General features: G+C 38.3%; 13 protein-coding genes and 1 pseudogene. 8 read left to right on the top strand and 6 right to left on the bottom strand.

Annotated elements, in window-relative coordinates:
• Positions 1-132 precede the first annotated feature (132 nt).
• Together CDO33_RS20315 and CDO33_RS20310 are read right to left on the bottom strand one after the other, a co-directional pair.
• Positions 133-1,941, bottom strand: a complete 1,809-nt coding sequence (locus tag CDO33_RS20315) for a sensor histidine kinase (RefSeq protein WP_103082917.1) — start codon at positions 1,939-1,941, stop codon at positions 133-135.
• 4 nt (positions 1,942-1,945) lie between these two features.
• Positions 1,946-3,547 carry a response regulator transcription factor gene (locus CDO33_RS20310; protein ID WP_103082918.1) on the bottom strand — a complete coding sequence of 534 codons (1,602 nt, stop codon included), beginning with the start codon at positions 3,545-3,547 and terminating at the stop codon, positions 1,946-1,948.
• A 774-nt stretch (positions 3,548-4,321) separates the two neighbouring features.
• On the opposite strand from CDO33_RS20310, the pseudogene CDO33_RS21375 reads away from it, so the two are divergent.
• A pseudogene (locus tag CDO33_RS21375) lies at positions 4,322-4,521 on the top strand (IS701 family transposase); the annotation flags it as partial.
• Between the two features lie 44 nt (positions 4,522-4,565).
• Here CDO33_RS21375 and CDO33_RS20305 read toward each other — a convergent pair.
• Positions 4,566-5,639 (bottom strand): Gfo/Idh/MocA family protein, encoded by a 1,074-nt coding sequence (locus CDO33_RS20305; protein WP_103082919.1) that lies wholly within the window; start codon positions 5,637-5,639, stop codon positions 4,566-4,568.
• Between the two features lie 631 nt (positions 5,640-6,270).
• On the opposite strand from CDO33_RS20305, the gene CDO33_RS20300 reads away from it, so the two are divergent.
• The 5 genes from CDO33_RS20300 (at position 6,271) to CDO33_RS20280 (ending at position 13,318) form a co-directional block, all read left to right on the top strand.
• The gene (locus CDO33_RS20300; RefSeq protein ID WP_103082920.1) at positions 6,271-7,260 is read left to right on the top strand and encodes a LacI family DNA-binding transcriptional regulator; all 990 of its coding nucleotides are present in this window, start codon (positions 6,271-6,273) and stop codon (positions 7,258-7,260) included.
• 32 nt (positions 7,261-7,292) lie between these two features.
• Entirely contained in the window at positions 7,293-9,035 is a 1,743-nt protein-coding gene (locus tag CDO33_RS20295; RefSeq protein ID WP_103082921.1) for an ABC transporter ATP-binding protein, read from the top strand.
• Entirely contained in the window at positions 8,995-10,812 is a 1,818-nt protein-coding gene (locus CDO33_RS20290) for an ABC transporter ATP-binding protein (protein ID WP_242973969.1), read from the top strand. Before CDO33_RS20295 ends, CDO33_RS20290 begins: the two co-directional genes overlap by 41 nt.
• Positions 10,813-11,447: 635 nt before the next feature.
• Positions 11,448-12,242: a TlyA family RNA methyltransferase gene (locus CDO33_RS20285; protein ID WP_103082923.1), complete on the top strand. Its 795-nt coding sequence runs from the start codon at positions 11,448-11,450 to the stop codon at positions 12,240-12,242.
• An 854-nt stretch (positions 12,243-13,096) separates the two neighbouring features.
• Entirely contained in the window at positions 13,097-13,318 is a 222-nt protein-coding gene (locus tag CDO33_RS20280; protein WP_103082924.1) for a hypothetical protein, read from the top strand.
• A gap of 2 nt (positions 13,319-13,320) precedes the next feature.
• Here CDO33_RS20280 and tnpC read toward each other — a convergent pair whose 3' ends face one another.
• The 3 genes from tnpC to tnpA form a co-directional block, all read right to left on the bottom strand.
• Positions 13,321-14,904 carry an IS66 family transposase gene (gene tnpC, locus CDO33_RS20275; protein WP_103083333.1) on the bottom strand — a complete coding sequence of 528 codons (1,584 nt, stop codon included), beginning with the start codon at positions 14,902-14,904 and terminating at the stop codon, positions 13,321-13,323.
• Positions 14,905-14,980: 76 nt separating this feature from the next.
• Entirely contained in the window at positions 14,981-15,337 is a 357-nt protein-coding gene (gene tnpB / locus CDO33_RS20270) for an IS66 family insertion sequence element accessory protein TnpB (RefSeq protein WP_103083353.1), read from the bottom strand.
• Positions 15,331-15,678 (bottom strand): IS66 family insertion sequence element accessory protein TnpA, encoded by a 348-nt coding sequence (tnpA, locus tag CDO33_RS20265; protein ID WP_103083352.1) that lies wholly within the window; start codon positions 15,676-15,678, stop codon positions 15,331-15,333. The genes tnpB and tnpA overlap by 7 nt, the downstream gene beginning before the upstream one ends.
• Before the next feature lie 129 nt (positions 15,679-15,807).
• On the opposite strand from tnpA, the gene CDO33_RS20260 reads away from it, so the two are divergent.
• Entirely contained in the window at positions 15,808-17,025 is a 1,218-nt protein-coding gene (locus tag CDO33_RS20260) for an IS701 family transposase (protein WP_103083279.1), read from the top strand.
• A gap of 144 nt (positions 17,026-17,169) precedes the next feature.
• Positions 17,170-17,859: an SAM-dependent methyltransferase gene (locus CDO33_RS20255; protein ID WP_103083278.1), complete on the top strand. Its 690-nt coding sequence runs from the start codon at positions 17,170-17,172 to the stop codon at positions 17,857-17,859.
• The last annotated feature ends 570 nt before the right edge of the window (positions 17,860-18,429 follow it).

The raw sequence follows: 18,429 nt of genomic DNA, 5'->3' as shown, positions 1-18,429 counted from the left end.
AAACCACCACCTTATAGTGACATTTTATCTTTTAACTTCTTCTTTGAAAATAATATTAAATTATCTTTTAGTACTAGAATTTTGCTCAAAAAAGCAAAGAAAAATCAGTTATACGCTAATAACAAAGTAGCACTATCTTAACTTTGGTATTATTACTTTAACCTGTAATCCTTCATCCTCCCGGCCTATTAAGCTGACTCCATACTCCTCACCAAATATCAGCTTTATTCTTTGATTTATATTTCTTATTCCAATATGCTGATCGTCTTTTGCATAATAATTGGCAAGTTCCTCGTTTAATGCCGTGATTTTATTTTGAGACATTCCTACGCCATCATCCAATATACCAAATACAATATGATCTCCTTCTGCATAGCCCTGAATAACGATATGGCCTTTCTCTTTCTTTGGCTTTATTCCATGATAAATGGCATTTTCAATAATTGGCTGCAATGTTATTTTAGCAATAAGGTTATTCATTATATCTTCTTCTACATCCCATATTACCTCAAACTTATTCTTATAACGTATTTGTTGAATTTCTATATATCTTTTTGCATGAGCTATCTCCTCTCCGATTGGAATTAAATGATTCTCAGTTTCCATGGAAACTCTTAAAATATCTGATAATGCTTCAATCACATTAGTAACATCATTCTCATCTTTGGTTAGCCCCATCGCCAACCAGTTAATTGTTTGAAGGGTATTATATAAAAAATGGGGATTGATTTGTGCTTGAAGTGCTGCAGCTTGGGCTTTCTTAAGCATATCCATTCGCCTGCTTAATTCTTCTTCCATATGCTTGTTTTCATCAAAAGATTTTATTATATTTTTGGCAATATATATAAATTCATTAAATCTTTCTTTTTGTGTATGTTTTTTTCTCTGGAAATAGCTTTCCGGATTTTCCAACAATGCTATAATCCCTTTTATAGGCATAAAAACTCGTACTGAAATAAGAAAAGATACAACAACCGCAGTGGCAATATCAATAAAAATCATTAGCCACATAAGATGTACCAGATTTCTCATTTTGCTTTCATAAACATTTAAGGGAGTCACGGAAATGTATCTCCAATCATTATATTGTGATCTTACTTGAGTTATCACTTCCTTTACTCCATTTATTTCTCGAACTTCGTCAGAAAAATTTTCTTGTTCCAAAGCAATTTTAAGTTCAGGAATGCTTTCGGCAGTCATACCAATTTGAGAATTATCATAGCTAAACAGAATATTCCCTGTCCTGTCGCAGATGTAAATACTTTCCATCTGATTGTAATTTTCATCGGTAAATAAAGATTTTAGCCTGTCTATATCCAGGTTTACCAGAACTACACCTTCTCTTCCGGGATCACTTAGAGGCGCTAAATAAAAGCTGGAAAGAAAATAGTAATATTTTTCAGCAAAAAAATCATTAACCCTTCTCGAAGATACCCAGTGTTTTTTTATATTCCTTTGGCTTATAAATTCATGCAGCCAATTGGTATCATAGAAATAGGATATTACAGTGCCTCCCCTATTAGAAGAAAGGATATATTTATTTTTATCCGAATATACATAGATAGAATTGATATAATCGCTGGCAGAAATGCTAATAGTTTTGATTATATTTTGAAGAATACTGATTGTATCATAATCGGGAAATTCATTTTTATTCAGCTTGATTAATTCTTCCACTTTTTCATCTGATGCAAACCTTACAGAAAGTCTGTCTATTTCCCGCATGACCATGTCCATGGTATCCTTTACTTTGGAAAGAGAGTTAACATGGGCGGCACCTATTTCATCTTTAAGAATATTCCCATAATATATATATATTCCAATGCTAGTTCCTATCAAAGGGAATACTACCAGTATCAAGATGAGCAAAAAATTTTTTATAAAAAGGCTATTGAACTTATAATTCCTAATATAGTCCCATATCCTATGCCCATTTTTCATGCAATCAATCACCTTTTCTTTTTAAAAAAAATAAATTTTTGCGATATTCCGTAGGGGTACAACCATAATATTTTTTAAAGAGCTTATAAAAATATTTTGTGCTCATATAACCTATCTCGTATCCAACTTCATAAACCTTATAACGTGGCTCCTCTAAAAGTTTCAAAGCTTTTTCCATTCTTACCTTAACTAAATAATCACTAAAGTTCTCTCCTGTTTTTTCTTTAAAAAGACGGCTTACATACACAGGGCTCAAAAAAACATGATCTGCTATTTGTTCCAGTGTTATGTCCTTATTATAATTTTCATGAATATACTCTTTAATATGGCTGATAATGATGCTGTCAGGTTGCTCTTCGTCTCCTTTTATACTATGTAATATATTATCCAGCTTCATAAACAGCATTTTCTTAAATTCTTCCGGATTACTCAAATTAAGATCACTAAAATCAGTCCAGCTATTTTTCATTAGTTTAGAAATATCTATCTGGTTTATTTGCAATTGATTTAACAATATATTAAATAGATCCGTAAAAAACTTTACCCTTTGTTTAATGCCCAGGGGTTCAGTTTCTTTAAAAATTTGCTCCATAAGACTAAACACTGACTCTCTGTTTCCATTAAATACATGGGTCATAAGAAGTTTTTGCTGGTCTAATAAATGTTCTTTAATATCTTCATTTATGTCTTTATAGTTGATGGACTCCAGCTCATCCTTTATCCTTTTTGGTCTGTTTATAGCCAAATCATAAAGAGTCTCATAAAAATCAGTATGACAGCTGCCTAATTTAATTCCCAGCAATTTTTCCGCATTATTTTTTGCATATTCAATATCAGATTCTATTTTTTTTATAAAGTCTGTTTCAGAAATATTTGGCGTTCCAATAATCAATATTTTGAATTTTCCCTCTCGTCTATTTATAAACTGATATTTAAGCTCACTTCTGGCTGAACAAAAAATGTTTGTAATTGTCTTACAGAATGCATCCTTTCCATATTGCCAGTTTTCATTTATGAATTCTTCATATCTGTCAATTGTGGCTGTCCATAAACAACATGGGCTATTTTGCGTATCCAAATTTAAGTCTAACATTTCCAATCTTTTATTAATTTCATTACGGTCCTTTAAAGCACCCAAAACTAAATCTGTGAAAAATTGGTCCCGCATAAAAGAAATAAGCTCATTAAATTTCTTCTGATAATCTTCCTGTCTTTTTTGCAGTTCTTTTTCCCTATCTATTTTCATCCGTATTTCCGCAAAAACCCTGTTGACATCTTTCAAAGATATTGGTTTAAGCAAATACTGAACTACATTATAGTTTACAGCCTGACGAGCATATTCAAAATCCTTATATCCGCTGATTAAAACCACTTTAGTTGAAAGCTTTTGATCATTTACATAACGTGCCAAATCTAAACCGGATACAAATGTCATTTTAATATCTGTTAATATAACATCCACTTCATTATTCTTTAAGTATTCGAGTGCTTCCTGTCCATCTTCAAAATCAGCCGCTATTTGAAACCCCAGAGATTCCCAATTTACTAAACTTTTCAAACCATCACGCATTATTTCTTCATCATCTACAATCATTATCCTGTACATTAAATCACCTCCGATGGTATATGTTCAATAAATCTGAATTCCTTATTTTTATTGATTTATAGCGTCTGAAAACAAATAACTTTACCTCACGTCCCTAAACCAGATATCATAATGGATTAATAAGGGGTAATATCTTTTGTCTCAAAAAATCTAACTCATTTAGTCTACACAGTAAATCTTTTTCGGCATATTAAAAAAACTGACAGTATAGTAAAAAATTTATGATTGCTGAAATCTTGAGAACCCAAAAATTCCTACATTGGAAACCGAGTATTGAGTGTCTAAATGTCCTCTAAGTTATATCTACTATTATCTGGAAATTACCGGATTAATATATGCTTCCTATGATATATGTTTCTACTACTTAAACTTCTTCCTTATGACCTTTAATTGCAGATAGGTTTTGTTCGACTGTAAATTTTTTTGTTTTCTTTATAGTGTCTATTCATTTGCAGAATAACCTAGATAAGTTTTTCGAAGTATTCAGTTTATTTGGAAGTTCATCATATAAACTGTGATTTCTTATTCAGATGTTTTTAATCTAATATGTCATTCTTTCGCCTACTTTCTAAAATCAATAGTAGTAAGTTTATTCAGCAAAACCAAACAAAGAGTGTTTATAATTCAAGTTATTAAAAAATGTATCTTTGATAAATTGTATTTAAGAAACATAAATTTGTCAATAAATCCACAGATTGACGGTCTTAGTAAATTATATAGCCGAGCCGTGATACTACATTACACTACCTTTTTTATAAAACCTTCCTGAAGTGCTGGGGTATAGAAACGAGTTATCGGTATCAAAAAAACTCACTTGGATTTTATGAATACCAGGTTGAATCCTTAATTTCAACAAAGCAATTCTGGAGCATGGTATTTAATGCTTGGTTTCAATTGCCAAGCTTGAATATACTTGTGCAGTAAAAGAGGTAACTGTCGATACTGTCATTACCAAATTAGGGATAGCTGCATAAACATTTATAATTTACTGCACGACACTAATTAAATATCTTAAATATCACCGGATGACTACTGCCTGATTTTGAGCCTTAAGGCACAATTCGGCTGCTTTGAAGGCATGCTCTTGAGTCATTGCCTTTTCGGTCCTGTTAAGGCAGTCAAGTATCAGCTCGCCAAAGAAAGGGAAGCCTACTAACCCTCGTGCGCTCAGATGCTTTTCCCCCTTACCGTTTACAATATACAAATGGTCGCCATGGATATCCCGGGCGATGTCTACGAACTTCCTCAGCTCAATATAACCTTTTGTCCCTTCGATAATCGTGCGCCCATCTCCCCATGTGCTTAAACCGTCGGGGGTTAACCAGTCGACCCTGAAATAGTTCGTGGTACCTTTCCTGCCTACCAGCATGGCTTCGCCGAAGTCCTCCAGTTCAGGATAGTCCTTGTTGTTGAAATTGGCCACCTGGCTTCGCACGACTTCAGCGTCCTCCTCCCCGGCGAAATACAGGTACTGCTCTATTTGATGGCTTCCTATATCACAAAGGATTCCGCCATACTTGTCCTTTTTAAAAAACCACTTCGGCCTGCCTGCTGCGCTTAAACGATGGGGCCCAAGGCCCATTACGTGGATTACACGGCCGATGGCTCCTCCCTTTATAAGCTGCCCGGCTAAAACCGCACATTCTGAATGAATGCGCTCACTGTAATATACGGAATATTTTAACCCTGTTTCTCTTACCTTTTTTCTGGCTGCCTCAAGCTGTTCCAGAGATGTGAAGGGAGCCTTATCGGTAAAATAGTCCTTGCCATGGTCCATTACCTTCAATCCCAGGGCGCATCTTTCAGAAGGCACTGCTGCGGCAGCCACTAAGGACACAGATTTGTCATTTAAAATCTCATCTTCACTTGATGCGACTTTTACGTCGGGGTATGTCCTGCAGAATTGCTCAACCTTGCTTTTATGCGGGTCATAGACATATTTAAGGGTTGCTCCGGCTTCAATGAGGCCGTTGCACATGCCGTAAATATGAGCATGCTCTAAAGCCACTGCGGCAAATACAAATTCACCCTTTTGGCATACCGGCTTAGGCTTTTCTGCCGGGATATAATCCATTACGTTAAACTTTTTCACAGCCAAGCCCCCTTGCAAAATCAGTTTAAAATATTCCCCATTAAATCATTCCCCAAAGGCCCGGTAAATGTCAAAGGTAAATTCATCTGTCTTAACTAACCAATCCAGAGGAATTTCTGATCATATTTATCGTTCACAATCCTTCGTCCGCCTCCCTATGCCCACGCCGCTGACACTCTGTATAATAATCAGCATTGGAACTGTTGATATATAAATTAAAGCATATTTTATCCGGCTTGCCAACTGAGATGCCTCGTCCGGATTTAAACTGCCGGTCATGCTGCCGGATTGGTTGGCTATATAATTTATTCTAAGGACTATATAAAATCGGTTTAAATTCAGCTAGTTGAAATGGATGATTGTTGTTCGGAAAGGATTCAAAGCACACAACTATCAATACATCCGTTATCAGCTTAGTTCATTTCTAAACTATATAATTGGGCTCCAGAAGCATAACCGCATGATGCATAAAGACAGCGAGGTTATGATGGTGAGGGATATACAAAAGCCTAATCATCATGAAGATATATCAAAAGCTAGATTTACACATAATTATATCGTTATTTTTATGAATTAATTTATCGTTGTATTTTTATAATAATTAACGTATAATAAACTAGGGGTGATAACGATGAAGAATGATAAAACCAAAATTGCCGATATTGCAGAAGCCCTTAATGTTTCAGTTATAACAGTCAGCAGAGCCCTTTCCGGCCAATATGGAGTAAGTCAGGAATTAAGAGCCCGGATAATTGAAAAGGCTAAGGAAATGGGATATATCAAGCCTAAAAGCAGCAGCGATCTAAATATTCTTGTTCTACATCAAAAGCCCTATCTGCAGGACACCAGCAACTACAGCCTGATGATCCAGGGTATGGAACAGGCTATCCAGAAAGTCGGTGCGGAATACCAGATTGAATTTATCGAAAAGAAAAACCAGGATGAAATGCTCCTTCCCACAAAACTATCCAAGGGGAACAGCTTCGACGGCATCATCTTCATTGGCGGATTCAAGCAGGAATATGTGGATTTCCTTAAGGAAAGGATTAAGAACCAGGTCCTTTACACCGGTTATTCTCCTTCCTATGATTATGACAGCGTCTGGTTCAACTTCAACAACGGAGGCTATAAGCAGTGCGAGTACCTTATTAAAAAAGGCCATAAAAATATAGGGTTCATAGGTGGAAGAAACGCATATAAAAACCGGGAGAAAGAGTTGGGCATTAAGTCCGCACTGGAAAATTACAATCTTCCTGTCAGAGATGAGTTTTTTATGTATGTGGACGACAGCTTTGAAGATAATGTCATGGAGATGTTAAAGGGAAAGGAAAAGCCCACCGCATTGATATGCCAGTGGGATTATACGGCAGTAAGGCTGATCAAGCTGCTATATGACCGGGGAATCCGTGTTCCGGATGATATTTCGGTGATAGGTAGCGGCAACACGGAGATGTCCTCTCTGTGCATACCATCTTTGACGACTCTTGACCTGAACATAGAATATTCGTGCGAAGCAGCCGTCAATCTGCTTATAAGAAGGATCAACAGCCCTGACAAACCCAATGAAAGTATACTTATAAATAGTATATTGATAGAAAGGGATTCCGTCAGAGAGCTTTGATTAATTTACAAATCATATTATGGGGGTAGGAAATGGGAAAACAGATAATCCTCACATTTCTGAAGAAACACAAGATCTCATACATAATCGGCATTGTCTTTATGCTGCTGACGTCCTATATCCAGTCATTGTTCCCCAATGTGCTGGGAAAAACCATCGATGTGTTGAGCATGGACGGTTTTGAAACCGGGGTTGTAATGAAGTATATTGCATTAATACTTCTCATAGCCGTGGGTACTTTCATTACCACTTATTTATGGCGAAACATGGTTATAGTAAATGCCAGAAAGCTCGAGTGCCACCTTCGGGAAATGCTGTATAACCATTTTCAGAAGCTTTCTCCCGAATTTTACAATAAGCATGCAACAGGAGATCTAATAGCATATGCCATAAACGATATTTCTGCCATACGAATGACCCTTGGCCCTGCCACATCCCTGACCATCAATGGTATCGTAACATGCGCCATTGTCATCTATTCCATGACTCAGTCCGGAAGCTGGCAGCTCACCCTGGCAGCACTGCTGCCCATACCTTTCATTGTAGTTTTCATGCTGAAAATCGGAAAGCTCATCCAAAGCCGCTTCAGAAGAGTGCAGGAATGTTTTGCTGCGGTATCCGGCAGAGTTAATGAAAACATCAATGGAATCAGAGTAATCAAGGCATATACGCAGGAAGATTCGGAGATGGAAAATTTCCAGACCCTGAATAACCAGATGGTTGAAGCCAATGTAAGCATGGTAAGAATATCCTCCCTTCTTTCCCCAGCCATAGAAATTGCCTTTAGCATAAGCTTTGTGCTGAATCTTATTATCGGAGGCAACATGGTTCTGGCAGGAAGCATATCTTTGGGTGATTTTATCGCTTTCAACGGATATTTGACCATGATACTCAGGCCGGTAGTCTCCATAGGCCGTGTGATCACCATCATGGAAAGGGGTATGGCATCCCTTAAAAGGCTGAATGAGGTATTCGATACCGAACCCCAGATAAAAGACGGTGAAAAGATGATATCCCGTCCAATCCAAGGGGATATAGAAATCAGGAACCTTGACTTCAGTTATCCAGGAACCGAAAGCAAAGCTCTTTCGGACATCAGCATAAAAATTCCCAAAGGCCACACCCTTGGCATAGTAGGCAGAACCGGTTCAGGTAAGAGCACTATTGCTAATCTTTTGCTAAAGCTGTATAACGTAGAAAACGGCAAAATATTCATTGACGGCGTGGATATAAATGATTACTCTCTGGCAACGTTGAGAGATGGTTTCGGGTATGTACCTCAGGATAATTTCCTGTTCTCGGCGTCCATAAAGGATAACATAACCTTTTTCAAGCCGGATTTTCCCGATGAAAAAGTTGAAAAAGCAGCTAAGAACAGTTGCATCTATGACAGCATAAAGGAGTTCCCCGATGGTTTTGACACCATTCTGGGAGAACGTGGAGTAAACCTCTCCGGTGGACAAAAACAGCGTGTCTCCATTGCCCGCGCCATCGCAAGGGATCCGGCCATACTTATCCTGGACGATTCCCTTTCAGCCGTGGACACGATAACAGAAGCGAAAATATTGGACAATTTTAAGAGGATAAGAAAAAACAAAACCACCATCATCATCGCCCACCGGCTTTCCGCCGTGGAGTCAGCAGATGAGATAATCGTCATGGACAACGGCCGGATATGTGAGAGGGGAACGCATGAGGAACTATTGAAAAAAGGGGGTGTTTACTATGGAATCTATGCAGAGCAAACCGAAAGCAGAAATGACAGGCTCCAATAAAAGCACAAAGAAAATCCACAGCATCATAAGGCTTTTGATGCTGATGCGCCCTCACCTGGGCAAAATCATACTGGCTTTCCTATGTGTGCTGCTGGTAAACGGTGCCCAGCTGATTAAGCCATATATCCTAAAAATAGTCATCGATGATTTTCTGGTAAACCATTCGGTCCAGAGCGGTTTTTATTCCATTGCTGCAATGGGCATATTGTATTTTGCCATAGTCGCCTTGGGCGGATTTTTCTCCTTTGCCCAAGCCAACATAATAAACAGAGCCAGCCAGGACATCATGAAAAATTTAAGGTACAGGGTATTTAAAACCATCCAGCTCCTTCCCCTCCCTTACCTGGACAAAACATCCTCCGGCAGGCTCATAACCAGGGCCACCAACGATGTGGAAGCCATCAGTGAAATGTACACGGACGTGATATTGAATTTTTTCAAGGATATTTTCCTGCTGGTGGGAATAGTGTATACGATGCTGGCCCTCAATGTCAGGCTGGCTCTCATATCCTTTTCAATAGTGCCTCTGATGTTTTTGCTGGTTTTCCTGATGAAAAAGAAAATAAGGGAAAACTTCAAGAACATGAAGAGCCTGATCGGCCGGATAAACGGCTTTATGGCGGAAAACATTTCAGGCATGAAGATCATTCAGATATTCCGAGGAGAAAAAGAGAAGAAGAATGAGTTTTTAAAGCTAAACGGAGATTATTATAAAACAACCCTGTTCCAGGTTCGTTTGAACAGTATTTTAAGGCCTGCGGCAGACATTTTTCAGAGCTTGGCTATTGCCATTCTGATATGGTATGGAATGGGCAAAATTGCCGACCATACTCTTGATATCGGTGTTTTATACGCCTTTACCACATACATAAAGCAGTTTTTTGGCCCCATATCCGAGCTTGCTGAGAGCTATACTACAATACAGTCGGCGCTGGTATCCGCCGACAGGATTTTTGAACTGCTGGATCAGGAAAGCACTCTGGAAGACCTGGACGAAGGCATAAGCATGGACCGCATCGAAGGAAATATCGAATTCAAGAACGTTTGGTTTGCTTACAATGGAGAGGACTGGGTTTTAAAGGATGTAAGCTTTAAGCTGGAAAAAGGTCAAACAGCGGCATTTGTCGGCGAAACCGGAGCAGGTAAAACCACAATAATAAGCCTTATAAACGGATTTTACAAAATCCAGAAAGGGCAGATTCTGATTGACGGCATAGACATCAACAGGATAAAAAAGAGGGATCTCAGAAGAAACATTGCCGTAGTCCTTCAGGATGTGTTTTTATTCTCCGGGGATATTAAGAAAAATATCACTCTGAACAATGAAATGAGCGATGAGCACGTTAATGATGCTCTGAAGGCCGCCTGTGCTTACGATTTTGTCTACAGCCTTCCGGGAGGCATTTATGAGCCTGTAATGGAAAGAGGCAGCACCTTCTCCGCCGGGCAAAGGCAGCTCCTGTCCTTCGCCAGAGCCATTGCCCACAATCCTTCGATTTTTGTGCTGGATGAGGCCACGGCCAATATTGATACCCATACGGAAAAGCTCATACAAAAAGCCATAGAAAATATCACCCGGGACAGAACCACTCTGATTATAGCTCACAGGCTCTCCACCATCAGAAACGCGGATAAGATAATAGTAATAAGCAAGGGCAAAATTGTGGAGATGGGCAAACATGAAGAGTTGATGCGCCTGGGCGGACACTACAAGAGGATGATAGACGAAGGAGATCGTCACGGTGAAAATCCAGAGTATAAGGTGGCAGCAAACTAAAAAAGGATGGCATATGTATAGTTTGGATCAAGTTAGACATTATAAAGGCCTAAAAAACAGTACATGAATGCAGGTTCTGAAAAGCAGGAAGCTTTTAAAATAGGCTTAAAGAACTCGTTAAGAATGCGGATGATAGTACTAGGGTAATCCTCTATTAGGATGAGGCTATAATCACCGATAAGCCAACCACTAGTACTATTATTCTATGAAGAATAAATGGATGGATACACTTAAAGGTCGGATAAAGCTTACCAAAATAGGAATGGTCATTTGCAAATGTAAAAAGGCAATGTGAGGAAATAGCAGAAATATCTTGGGGTAGTGCCACGACATTAGAAGTATATGCAATCGGGATGCAGAAGCATAGGAGTATAGAGAGTATGCATTTGAGTTTGGAGGTTACATTCCGGGCGTTTTTAGCACCATAATACATGGTCCACTTCCTTACAATAATAGTCCTATCCTATAACTAGCACTGGAATAGTAACATTTTTAATAATTTTCGAAAGATAATGTTGGCAAAAAATGAGTTCATGCATCAACAAACATATGGAAATGACAAAACCTCTTGAATATTTTGCCAATTTTTAATAAAATAACATAAGTAACAAATAATTTGATAAAGGGATATTGTTTTGAAGAAAATTAAGCTATATGAATTATTATGTAAAAATTTTGCGTATGAAGATAAAGAAGCAAAATCATTGATAATGGCAGGAAAAGTTTTTGTTGACAATAAATTAATTGATAAACCTGGTGAATGTGTTTATGACAACAGCGTTATTACCATTAAAGATAATAAAAAGAAATATGTTACAAGATCAGGATATAAACTTGAAAAAGCCATATCCTATTTTAATATTGACGTGAAAAATAAAATTGCTGTTGATATTGGTGCATCAGAAGGAGGTTTTACTGACTGCTTACTGCAACACGGTATTGGAAAAGTTTATTCAGTAGATGTTGCCTATGGCATTTTAGCATGGAAAATCAGGCAGGACAGTAGGGTTATACCTTTAGAAAGAACGAATGCGAGGCTATTGTCATTTAAAAACATCGGTGAATATGCAGACATTATTACAGTTGATGTATCTTTTATTTCATTGAAATTAATTTTTCCTGTCATTAATGATATTTTACATGCAAATGGAGAATGCATATGTCTAATTAAGCCACAATTTGAAGCACCTGCTAATGAGGTTGGCAAAAATGGAGTAATTACTAATACCACAGTGCTTCTTAAAATAATTCATGACCTCATAACTCATGCAGAATATAATCAACTTAATATAAATGGATTAACTTATTCTCCTATAAGAGGTAATAATGGTGCTATAGAATACTTATTATATTTAAAACGTGATAAAAAATATAATGATGATGAAGTTAAAAATATTATACAAGCGGTAATAACAGAATCTTTGGCTTGATAGGAGTAAAATTGGAAAAGAAAACCAGAAATTGGCACTTTCCTTAGAAGTATGACATACAAGCCATCTTATGATGGTTGAAAAATTGAATAAATGTATAAAATCGGGCTACCCGGTGGCTGACTTAATTCTACAACTCTGGTATTTCACTATTAATACTGCCCGCTACACAGTAACCCTAAGGTCGGTAGGAAAAAAGTTAAATTTCCTATAGAGTTCAGAGTTGTATGACTCTTTTCTGTAGCATATTGTATAATGCTAGGAGTGTTCTTGCAATTGTAATGATTGCTTTTTTGTGACCATGCTGCTTTCTAAAACGAAGGTAAGCAGTTACGGATTTCGGGATGCTTTTCACTTTTAACCATAAAGTTGGCGCATTGCACCTAGAATGGTTTGATATAGCATCCAGCTTTGAAAACCCGATAGGATTTTTTCCTACATTTTATTGTTAGCAGGTATAAAATCTGCCCAAGAACGCAAGTGCTTCGTCGGAGGAAAAGCCTCGGTGTTAACACCAATCCATGAAATAGCTATGATTGTAGAGAAGATGTTCTTAAATGCTGGAGTAATTAGAATTAGGTCAAGTTCTTGCTGATAGGAACCAGCGAGCGCATAAACCAGTTTTTCTAGCCCTGTTTTCCGAGATTATAAATCTTCAAAATGCTTTTAATAACCTTTGGTTTGTCAGCCTGTTCTGATATGATATAACCGCCAATGGCAAGCTCTAATTTAGGAATTTTATTTTTATAGAGCTATACATTAAAGGTGCAATATCAAACAAAGCATCTAGAAAATCTTAGGAAACTTGTTTATTACGTTTTGTGGCTTGAGTGAAGCGGAAGGAAGGATATAAAATGAAAGAAGAAAAGAAGGTTACAATTTTAGATAGATTGCTGAGTGAATGTATATTTAAAGATAAGAAAGAAGCTTTAAGCTGGATTATGATGAGGAAAGTTTATGTCAACGGTGAGTTGGTTCTTACAGGTGGACAAAAAGTCTATCGCAACGATTCTATAAAGATAAAAGGTTATAATCAGAAATATGTTAATAAAGGTGGGTTAAAGGTAAGCGCTTAATTTTAGGGTGCCTTGTATGAATCATTACGGCACCAGGAGGGTAGTTCAGGTGACCACGGTAGATAAGGTGTCAGAGATTCATGCGTCAATTCCTTTAAGCTTGGTAAATTTGTCAGTAGATGCACCAAATACATATATGGATTAAGTTGATTTGCTTTGGCAGTTTCTATCATGCTGTAGACAATAGCACTGGCCTTGGCTCCGCGAGTTGTGTCGGCAAACAGCCAGTTCTTCCTGCCTGTGACATACGGACGAATGGCATTTTCGGCTCGATTGTTGGAAAGCTCGATTCGTCCATCCAACAGGAAACGATTCAATGATTCCTTTTGATTCAATGCATATGTGATCGCTTTCCCCAGATTGGAGTTTGGCAGCGGATTTAGTTGTTGCACCCATTCCCAGAACTCATCAAGAAGGGGTTTCATATTTTTAAGTCGTTCTTCATACCGCCTTTCAGCGGATAGTTCCTCCCATTTCTTGTCCATGGCAAACAGACGGTTACAATAATCATATCCGATAGCCGCCTTGGAAGTCTTAGTGTCAGCCCCCTGGGGAATTGCTTCTTCGAATTTGCGTTGTAAATGAGCCCAACATCCACAATGTATAACATCAGGCACTGCATTGTAGCCACTATAGCCATCTGTCTGAAGGTAACCCGAAAAACCCTCAAGAAATCTTCGGGCATGCTGGCCGGATCGTGTCGGTTGGTATTCAAATAAAACAGCCGGGGTTGGACTTCGCCCGGAAGTGTAGACCCACATCCGCGATTCTGTCGTTGCTTTCCGTCCCGGTTCTTTTAATACCTGCAGTACAGTTTCGTCTGCATGAATCAGGGGTTCGGAAATCAAGTGCTTATGAATGGCATTGTACATTGGTTCAAGCCATTCATGGCTTGGACGTATGATCCAGTTTGCCAGGGTGGCTCTGGAAAGTGTCACCCCCTGATTTGCCCAGTCTTTCTCCTGCCGGTATAAAGGCATTCCGTTGGCATATTTCTGATACATAACATAAGCAACTGTTGAGGCAGAAGCAAGGCTGCGTTTCATGACCGGGGCTGGAACCGGCGCTTTGACAATGTTGGCATCTCCGGTTTCCTTCTCGCAGACGGTACACACATAATTAAAACGAATGTATCTCAATACTCTTACTTGGGCAGGGATAATCTCAAGTTCATCCCTGACATGCTCCTTGCCCAGATATCTAAGGTCAGCCTGGCAAATACCGCAAGAGCGCTTGTCCTCGTCAAGGTCACAAACAACCTCCACTACAGGAACTGTCTGTGCCAGTTCTTCCTTTGTTCTTTTAGGTTTTCTGGTATGGGCAGCCACAATTGTCTGTACGGTAGGTTCTTCTGCTTTGTTGTTCGCTTCGACCTCTGCTTCGTTGAAAAGTGAGATTTGATCGTTGTCTTCTCCTAAAACATAACGACGCTTTTCGCTGGATTGGCCGTATAGAGCTTTTTGGGATTTGATAAGAAGCTCTGTAAGCTGGTTGATACGGATTTGCTGGTTTTCCACTATTTTTTCCAGAGTGGAAACATATTCAATTTGTTCTGGCGTAAGCCCTGTAAAATTTATCTTTTGCATAAGATAATTGTACCATATTTCACCTGAAAAATCCAGCTTAAATGCTGTAAAATCAATACTTTTACGCACTTTTTTATCAGTAGATTTCGCCTGTTCTTGCTTTTCGTATTGCTTTGGGTTGATCTATCGTCAGACCCTCCATCAGCCACCGGAATTCCTGCTGGGTAAGCCGTCTTGCTTGCTCCGGTGTACGGGGCCATTTAAAGTTCCCATTCTCAAGACGCTTATATAGCAGTACAAAACCGTCTCCTTCCCAGAAGAGAGCTTTGAGACGATCACGACGTCTCCCACAGAAGAGGAACAGGCTCGGAGAAAAGGGATCCATGCCAAATGTCTCTTTGATAATAGCCGCTAATCCATCAATTGACTTTCTCATGTCTGAGTACCCGCAGACAATGTAGATATCTTCTGCCCTTGTAATATCGCCTAACATATGCTTTTCAATGCCGACAGAACTGCCTCGATGGTTTCTCTGGAAGTTCCGTCATGTATATCAACACAAAAAGAAGGCAAGTGGATTGTGACTGCTGCAGATACCTTTGTCTGGTGAAATGGTACTGGGACAATTTCTTGTTCCGGTTTCTGAGGTACAAGTGATCCGGTCTCACACGCCAAGGTGCGGATTCTTCGCAGCCAGTAGTAGTACGATTTAATTTTTACATTGTTCTGGCTGCACCAACTGACAACTGTCATTCCACTGGTTTGGCAGGCTTGGATAATCTTGCTCCACTGCTTGAGTCGGAATTCAGTTTTGGCATTTGTGATTTTATCCATTTAGTGTTGTGCAGTGAAAAGTAAAAAATTGTATTACCAGTAGACTGGTAAAATTAAAGCATAAGCTGACCGAATGTGGTAGTTTTGAATTGCTAAAAAACAAAACAATTCCACGGGGGGTCAAAACTTATGCCTGAGATAATAATAGAACAAAATCAGAACATCAGCAATTATATAAATATGCTACAATTGCCATATTCTTCTTCAATACAAAACCACATGCTCAATATGGTCTCAGGCATAATCACTGCCGAAGGTAATAAAAACGTTTCTGCTATCTATAGAAAGCTTACCTGCAATCGTGACAGGAGCTGCGGTTCCAGATTCCTAGGAGAATACAAGTGGAACCATGAATATGTGGATCACAAAAGAATTTCACATTCTCTGCATGCTGTTAAGAAAAATGTTAATCAAGATGCTGTAGGCTTCCTCATTGTAGATGACTCTTTGAGTAAAAAAGACAATTCTACAAAAAAGATTGAAGGCCTTGATTATCATCATTCCCACAGTGATGGAAAAACCATGTGGTCTCATTGTATTGTCAGTTCCCATTACAAAGTATCTGAGTACTCGCTACCGCTTAACTTCAAGCTCTATCTTAGAAAGCAGTTCTTCGGCAAAAAAGCTAAAAGGCATTTTAAAAATAAACATGAACTTGCTATGCAATTGGTTGATGAATTTACACCAGCTACAGAGACAACGTACTTACTTGTAGATGCTTGGTACACATCAGGAAAGTTAATGCTCCATGGACTTAAAAGAGGATATCACACTATAGGAAGAGTAAAATCCAACCGAGTGATTTATCCTTTTGGCATTAAAACAAGTGTAAAAGGATTCTCCACCCATATACGTAAGAATGAAACCTGCCCGGTTACAGCAGGGGACAATAAGTATTACGTATACAGGTATGAAGGAAAAATCAATGACCTTGAAAACGCCGTTATTCTAATGTGTTGGAGCAAAGCTGACCTGTCAGATAAACCAGCTTTCATTGTAAGCACGGATGTAAGTCTTAATACTGCTATTATTCTGGAATACTACCAAAACCGCTGGGACATAGAGGTTAGCTACAGATATCATAAGAATTCTCTTGGTTTTGATGAGTACCAGGTTGAATCATTGACTTCAATAAAGCGTTTCTGGAGCATGATATTCATGGCTTACACGTTTTTGGAACTATTCAGGACATCTAATGGTAAAACCTTGAAACTAAAGACCATTGGAGACACCGTAGGGTATTTTCGCCAACAGTATATGGTTGAAATTGCTAAGTTTGCATACTATTGTGCAGCTGAAGGGGTAAGTCTTGAATCTATGATTTCCAAATTAGGGATTGCTGCTTAAAATTTCCCTTTTTACTGCACAGGTCTAATTATCCATATTGAGATAGCCTCCTTAGAGATTCTAGACTTTTTAGTCAGAGTCGAAAAACTCGAAAAAGTCTAAAGACTTTTGGATGGATTATCTCATATGGACGGATAAACTTCTATGCGCACTTATATTAAGCGCTTACGGTTAAAGCTCGAGGGTGCATTAAAGGATTTTTCTATTGATGTATCTAATAAAGTTGCAATAGATATAGGAGCATCAACAGGAGGGTTTACTGATTGCCTTATACAATTTGGGGCTAGGAAAGTATATGCTATTGATGTTGGATTTGGACAACTTAGTGGGAAACTTCTCCAAAATCCAAATGTAGTAAATATGGAAAAGACTAATATTAGTGATGCTAGATTGCTAGAATTAAGCGAAAAACCGGAAATAGCCACGTTGGACCTTTCTTATCTTTCACTAAGGAAGGCAATACCAATATGTGCAGATATAATGAATAAAAAAGGTATAATAATTGGCCTTGTAAAACCTATTTACGAGGTTGAGTCCTCAGAAATTAGAAGGAATGGAGAAATAAATGATAAGCAAGTTTTTTATGATATTTTAACAAAATTAGTCGACTACATAAATTTAACATTAGGTTATAATGTTTTTGGCATTACATATAGTCCTGTGAGGGGAAATAAAGGTACTATCGAATTTTTCATAGGAGTATCGTTAGATGATAGCAGACCACGCAAGACAACAGAAGAAATAAAAAGTGAGATAACATACTCCATAGATAAGGGGTGGATGCTTGACGAATTTGATAAGAGTTTTGGCAATTATGAAGTTACTTCCATTTGATGAATAAGATCGGAGCACTATTCTTGATCAGCTTATGGTCAATTTTAACAGGCGGATAACAGAAAAAGATATATAGAGACGGGGGTGCGGACGATATAGTAAAGCTGCGAGCATTTATTCCACGATCCTCTTAGCAATGAGCCTCTGCTGGCATGTTACAAGGCATCTGCCGGCACCACCCATTTTGACCAAAGGAGTGCAGCATGGAGGATGCCTCGCTGATAGCCTAACATGCTGCTTTACTCATTATCAAGAGACTTTCACGGCATAAAACTTTTTCAGAATTCCAGAATTTAATAAGAATTCACTAATATGTATTGACTAAGATGTAATCGAATGATAGAGTTAAACAACTGAGATCCCAAAAAATCAGGTATTCCGGCACACAAAATATATTATCCTTGAATTTACACAAAACTTAAAGCACCACTGGAGCAAATGCGATTTATCCGAAAACTAGCATTTATGCTAAGTATGGATGTTATCCTTACAACCTCAAAGGTGGTTAAGAATTTTTCGCACATATATAGGAGACCCCTGTAGCCTATAGTTATCCTTAATCCCCTAATG

The sequence above is a fragment of the Clostridium thermosuccinogenes genome (assembly GCF_002896855.1).
Lineage (GTDB): Bacteria > Bacillota > Clostridia > Acetivibrionales > DSM-5807 > Pseudoclostridium > Pseudoclostridium thermosuccinogenes.
The sequence above is the reverse complement of the archived record's forward strand: the minus strand, read 5'-3'. Positions and strand labels throughout refer to the sequence as shown.

Excerpts from the sequence above, each read along its gene's own strand:
- CDO33_RS20315 (WP_103082917.1), bottom strand. The coding sequence starts at position 1,941 with ATGAAAAATGGGCATAGGATATGGGACTATATTAGGAATTATAAGTTC.
- CDO33_RS20310 (WP_103082918.1), bottom strand. The coding sequence starts at position 3,547 with ATGTACAGGATAATGATTGTAGATGATGAAGAAATAATGCGTGATGGT.
- CDO33_RS20300 (WP_103082920.1), top strand. The coding sequence starts at position 6,271 with ATGAAGAATGATAAAACCAAAATTGCCGATATTGCAGAAGCCCTTAAT.
- CDO33_RS20295 (WP_103082921.1), top strand. The coding sequence starts at position 7,293 with ATGGGAAAACAGATAATCCTCACATTTCTGAAGAAACACAAGATCTCA.
- CDO33_RS20290 (WP_242973969.1), top strand. The coding sequence starts at position 8,995 with ATGCAGAGCAAACCGAAAGCAGAAATGACAGGCTCCAATAAAAGCACA.
- CDO33_RS20280 (WP_103082924.1), top strand. The coding sequence starts at position 13,097 with ATGAAAGAAGAAAAGAAGGTTACAATTTTAGATAGATTGCTGAGTGAA.
- tnpC (WP_103083333.1), bottom strand. The coding sequence starts at position 14,904 with ATGCAAAAGATAAATTTTACAGGGCTTACGCCAGAACAAATTGAATAT.
- tnpB (WP_103083353.1), bottom strand. The coding sequence starts at position 15,337 with ATGTTAGGCGATATTACAAGGGCAGAAGATATCTACATTGTCTGCGGG.
- tnpA (WP_103083352.1), bottom strand. The coding sequence starts at position 15,678 with ATGGATAAAATCACAAATGCCAAAACTGAATTCCGACTCAAGCAGTGG.
- CDO33_RS20260 (WP_103083279.1), top strand. The coding sequence starts at position 15,808 with ATGCCTGAGATAATAATAGAACAAAATCAGAACATCAGCAATTATATA.
- CDO33_RS20255 (WP_103083278.1), top strand. The coding sequence starts at position 17,170 with ATGCGCACTTATATTAAGCGCTTACGGTTAAAGCTCGAGGGTGCATTA.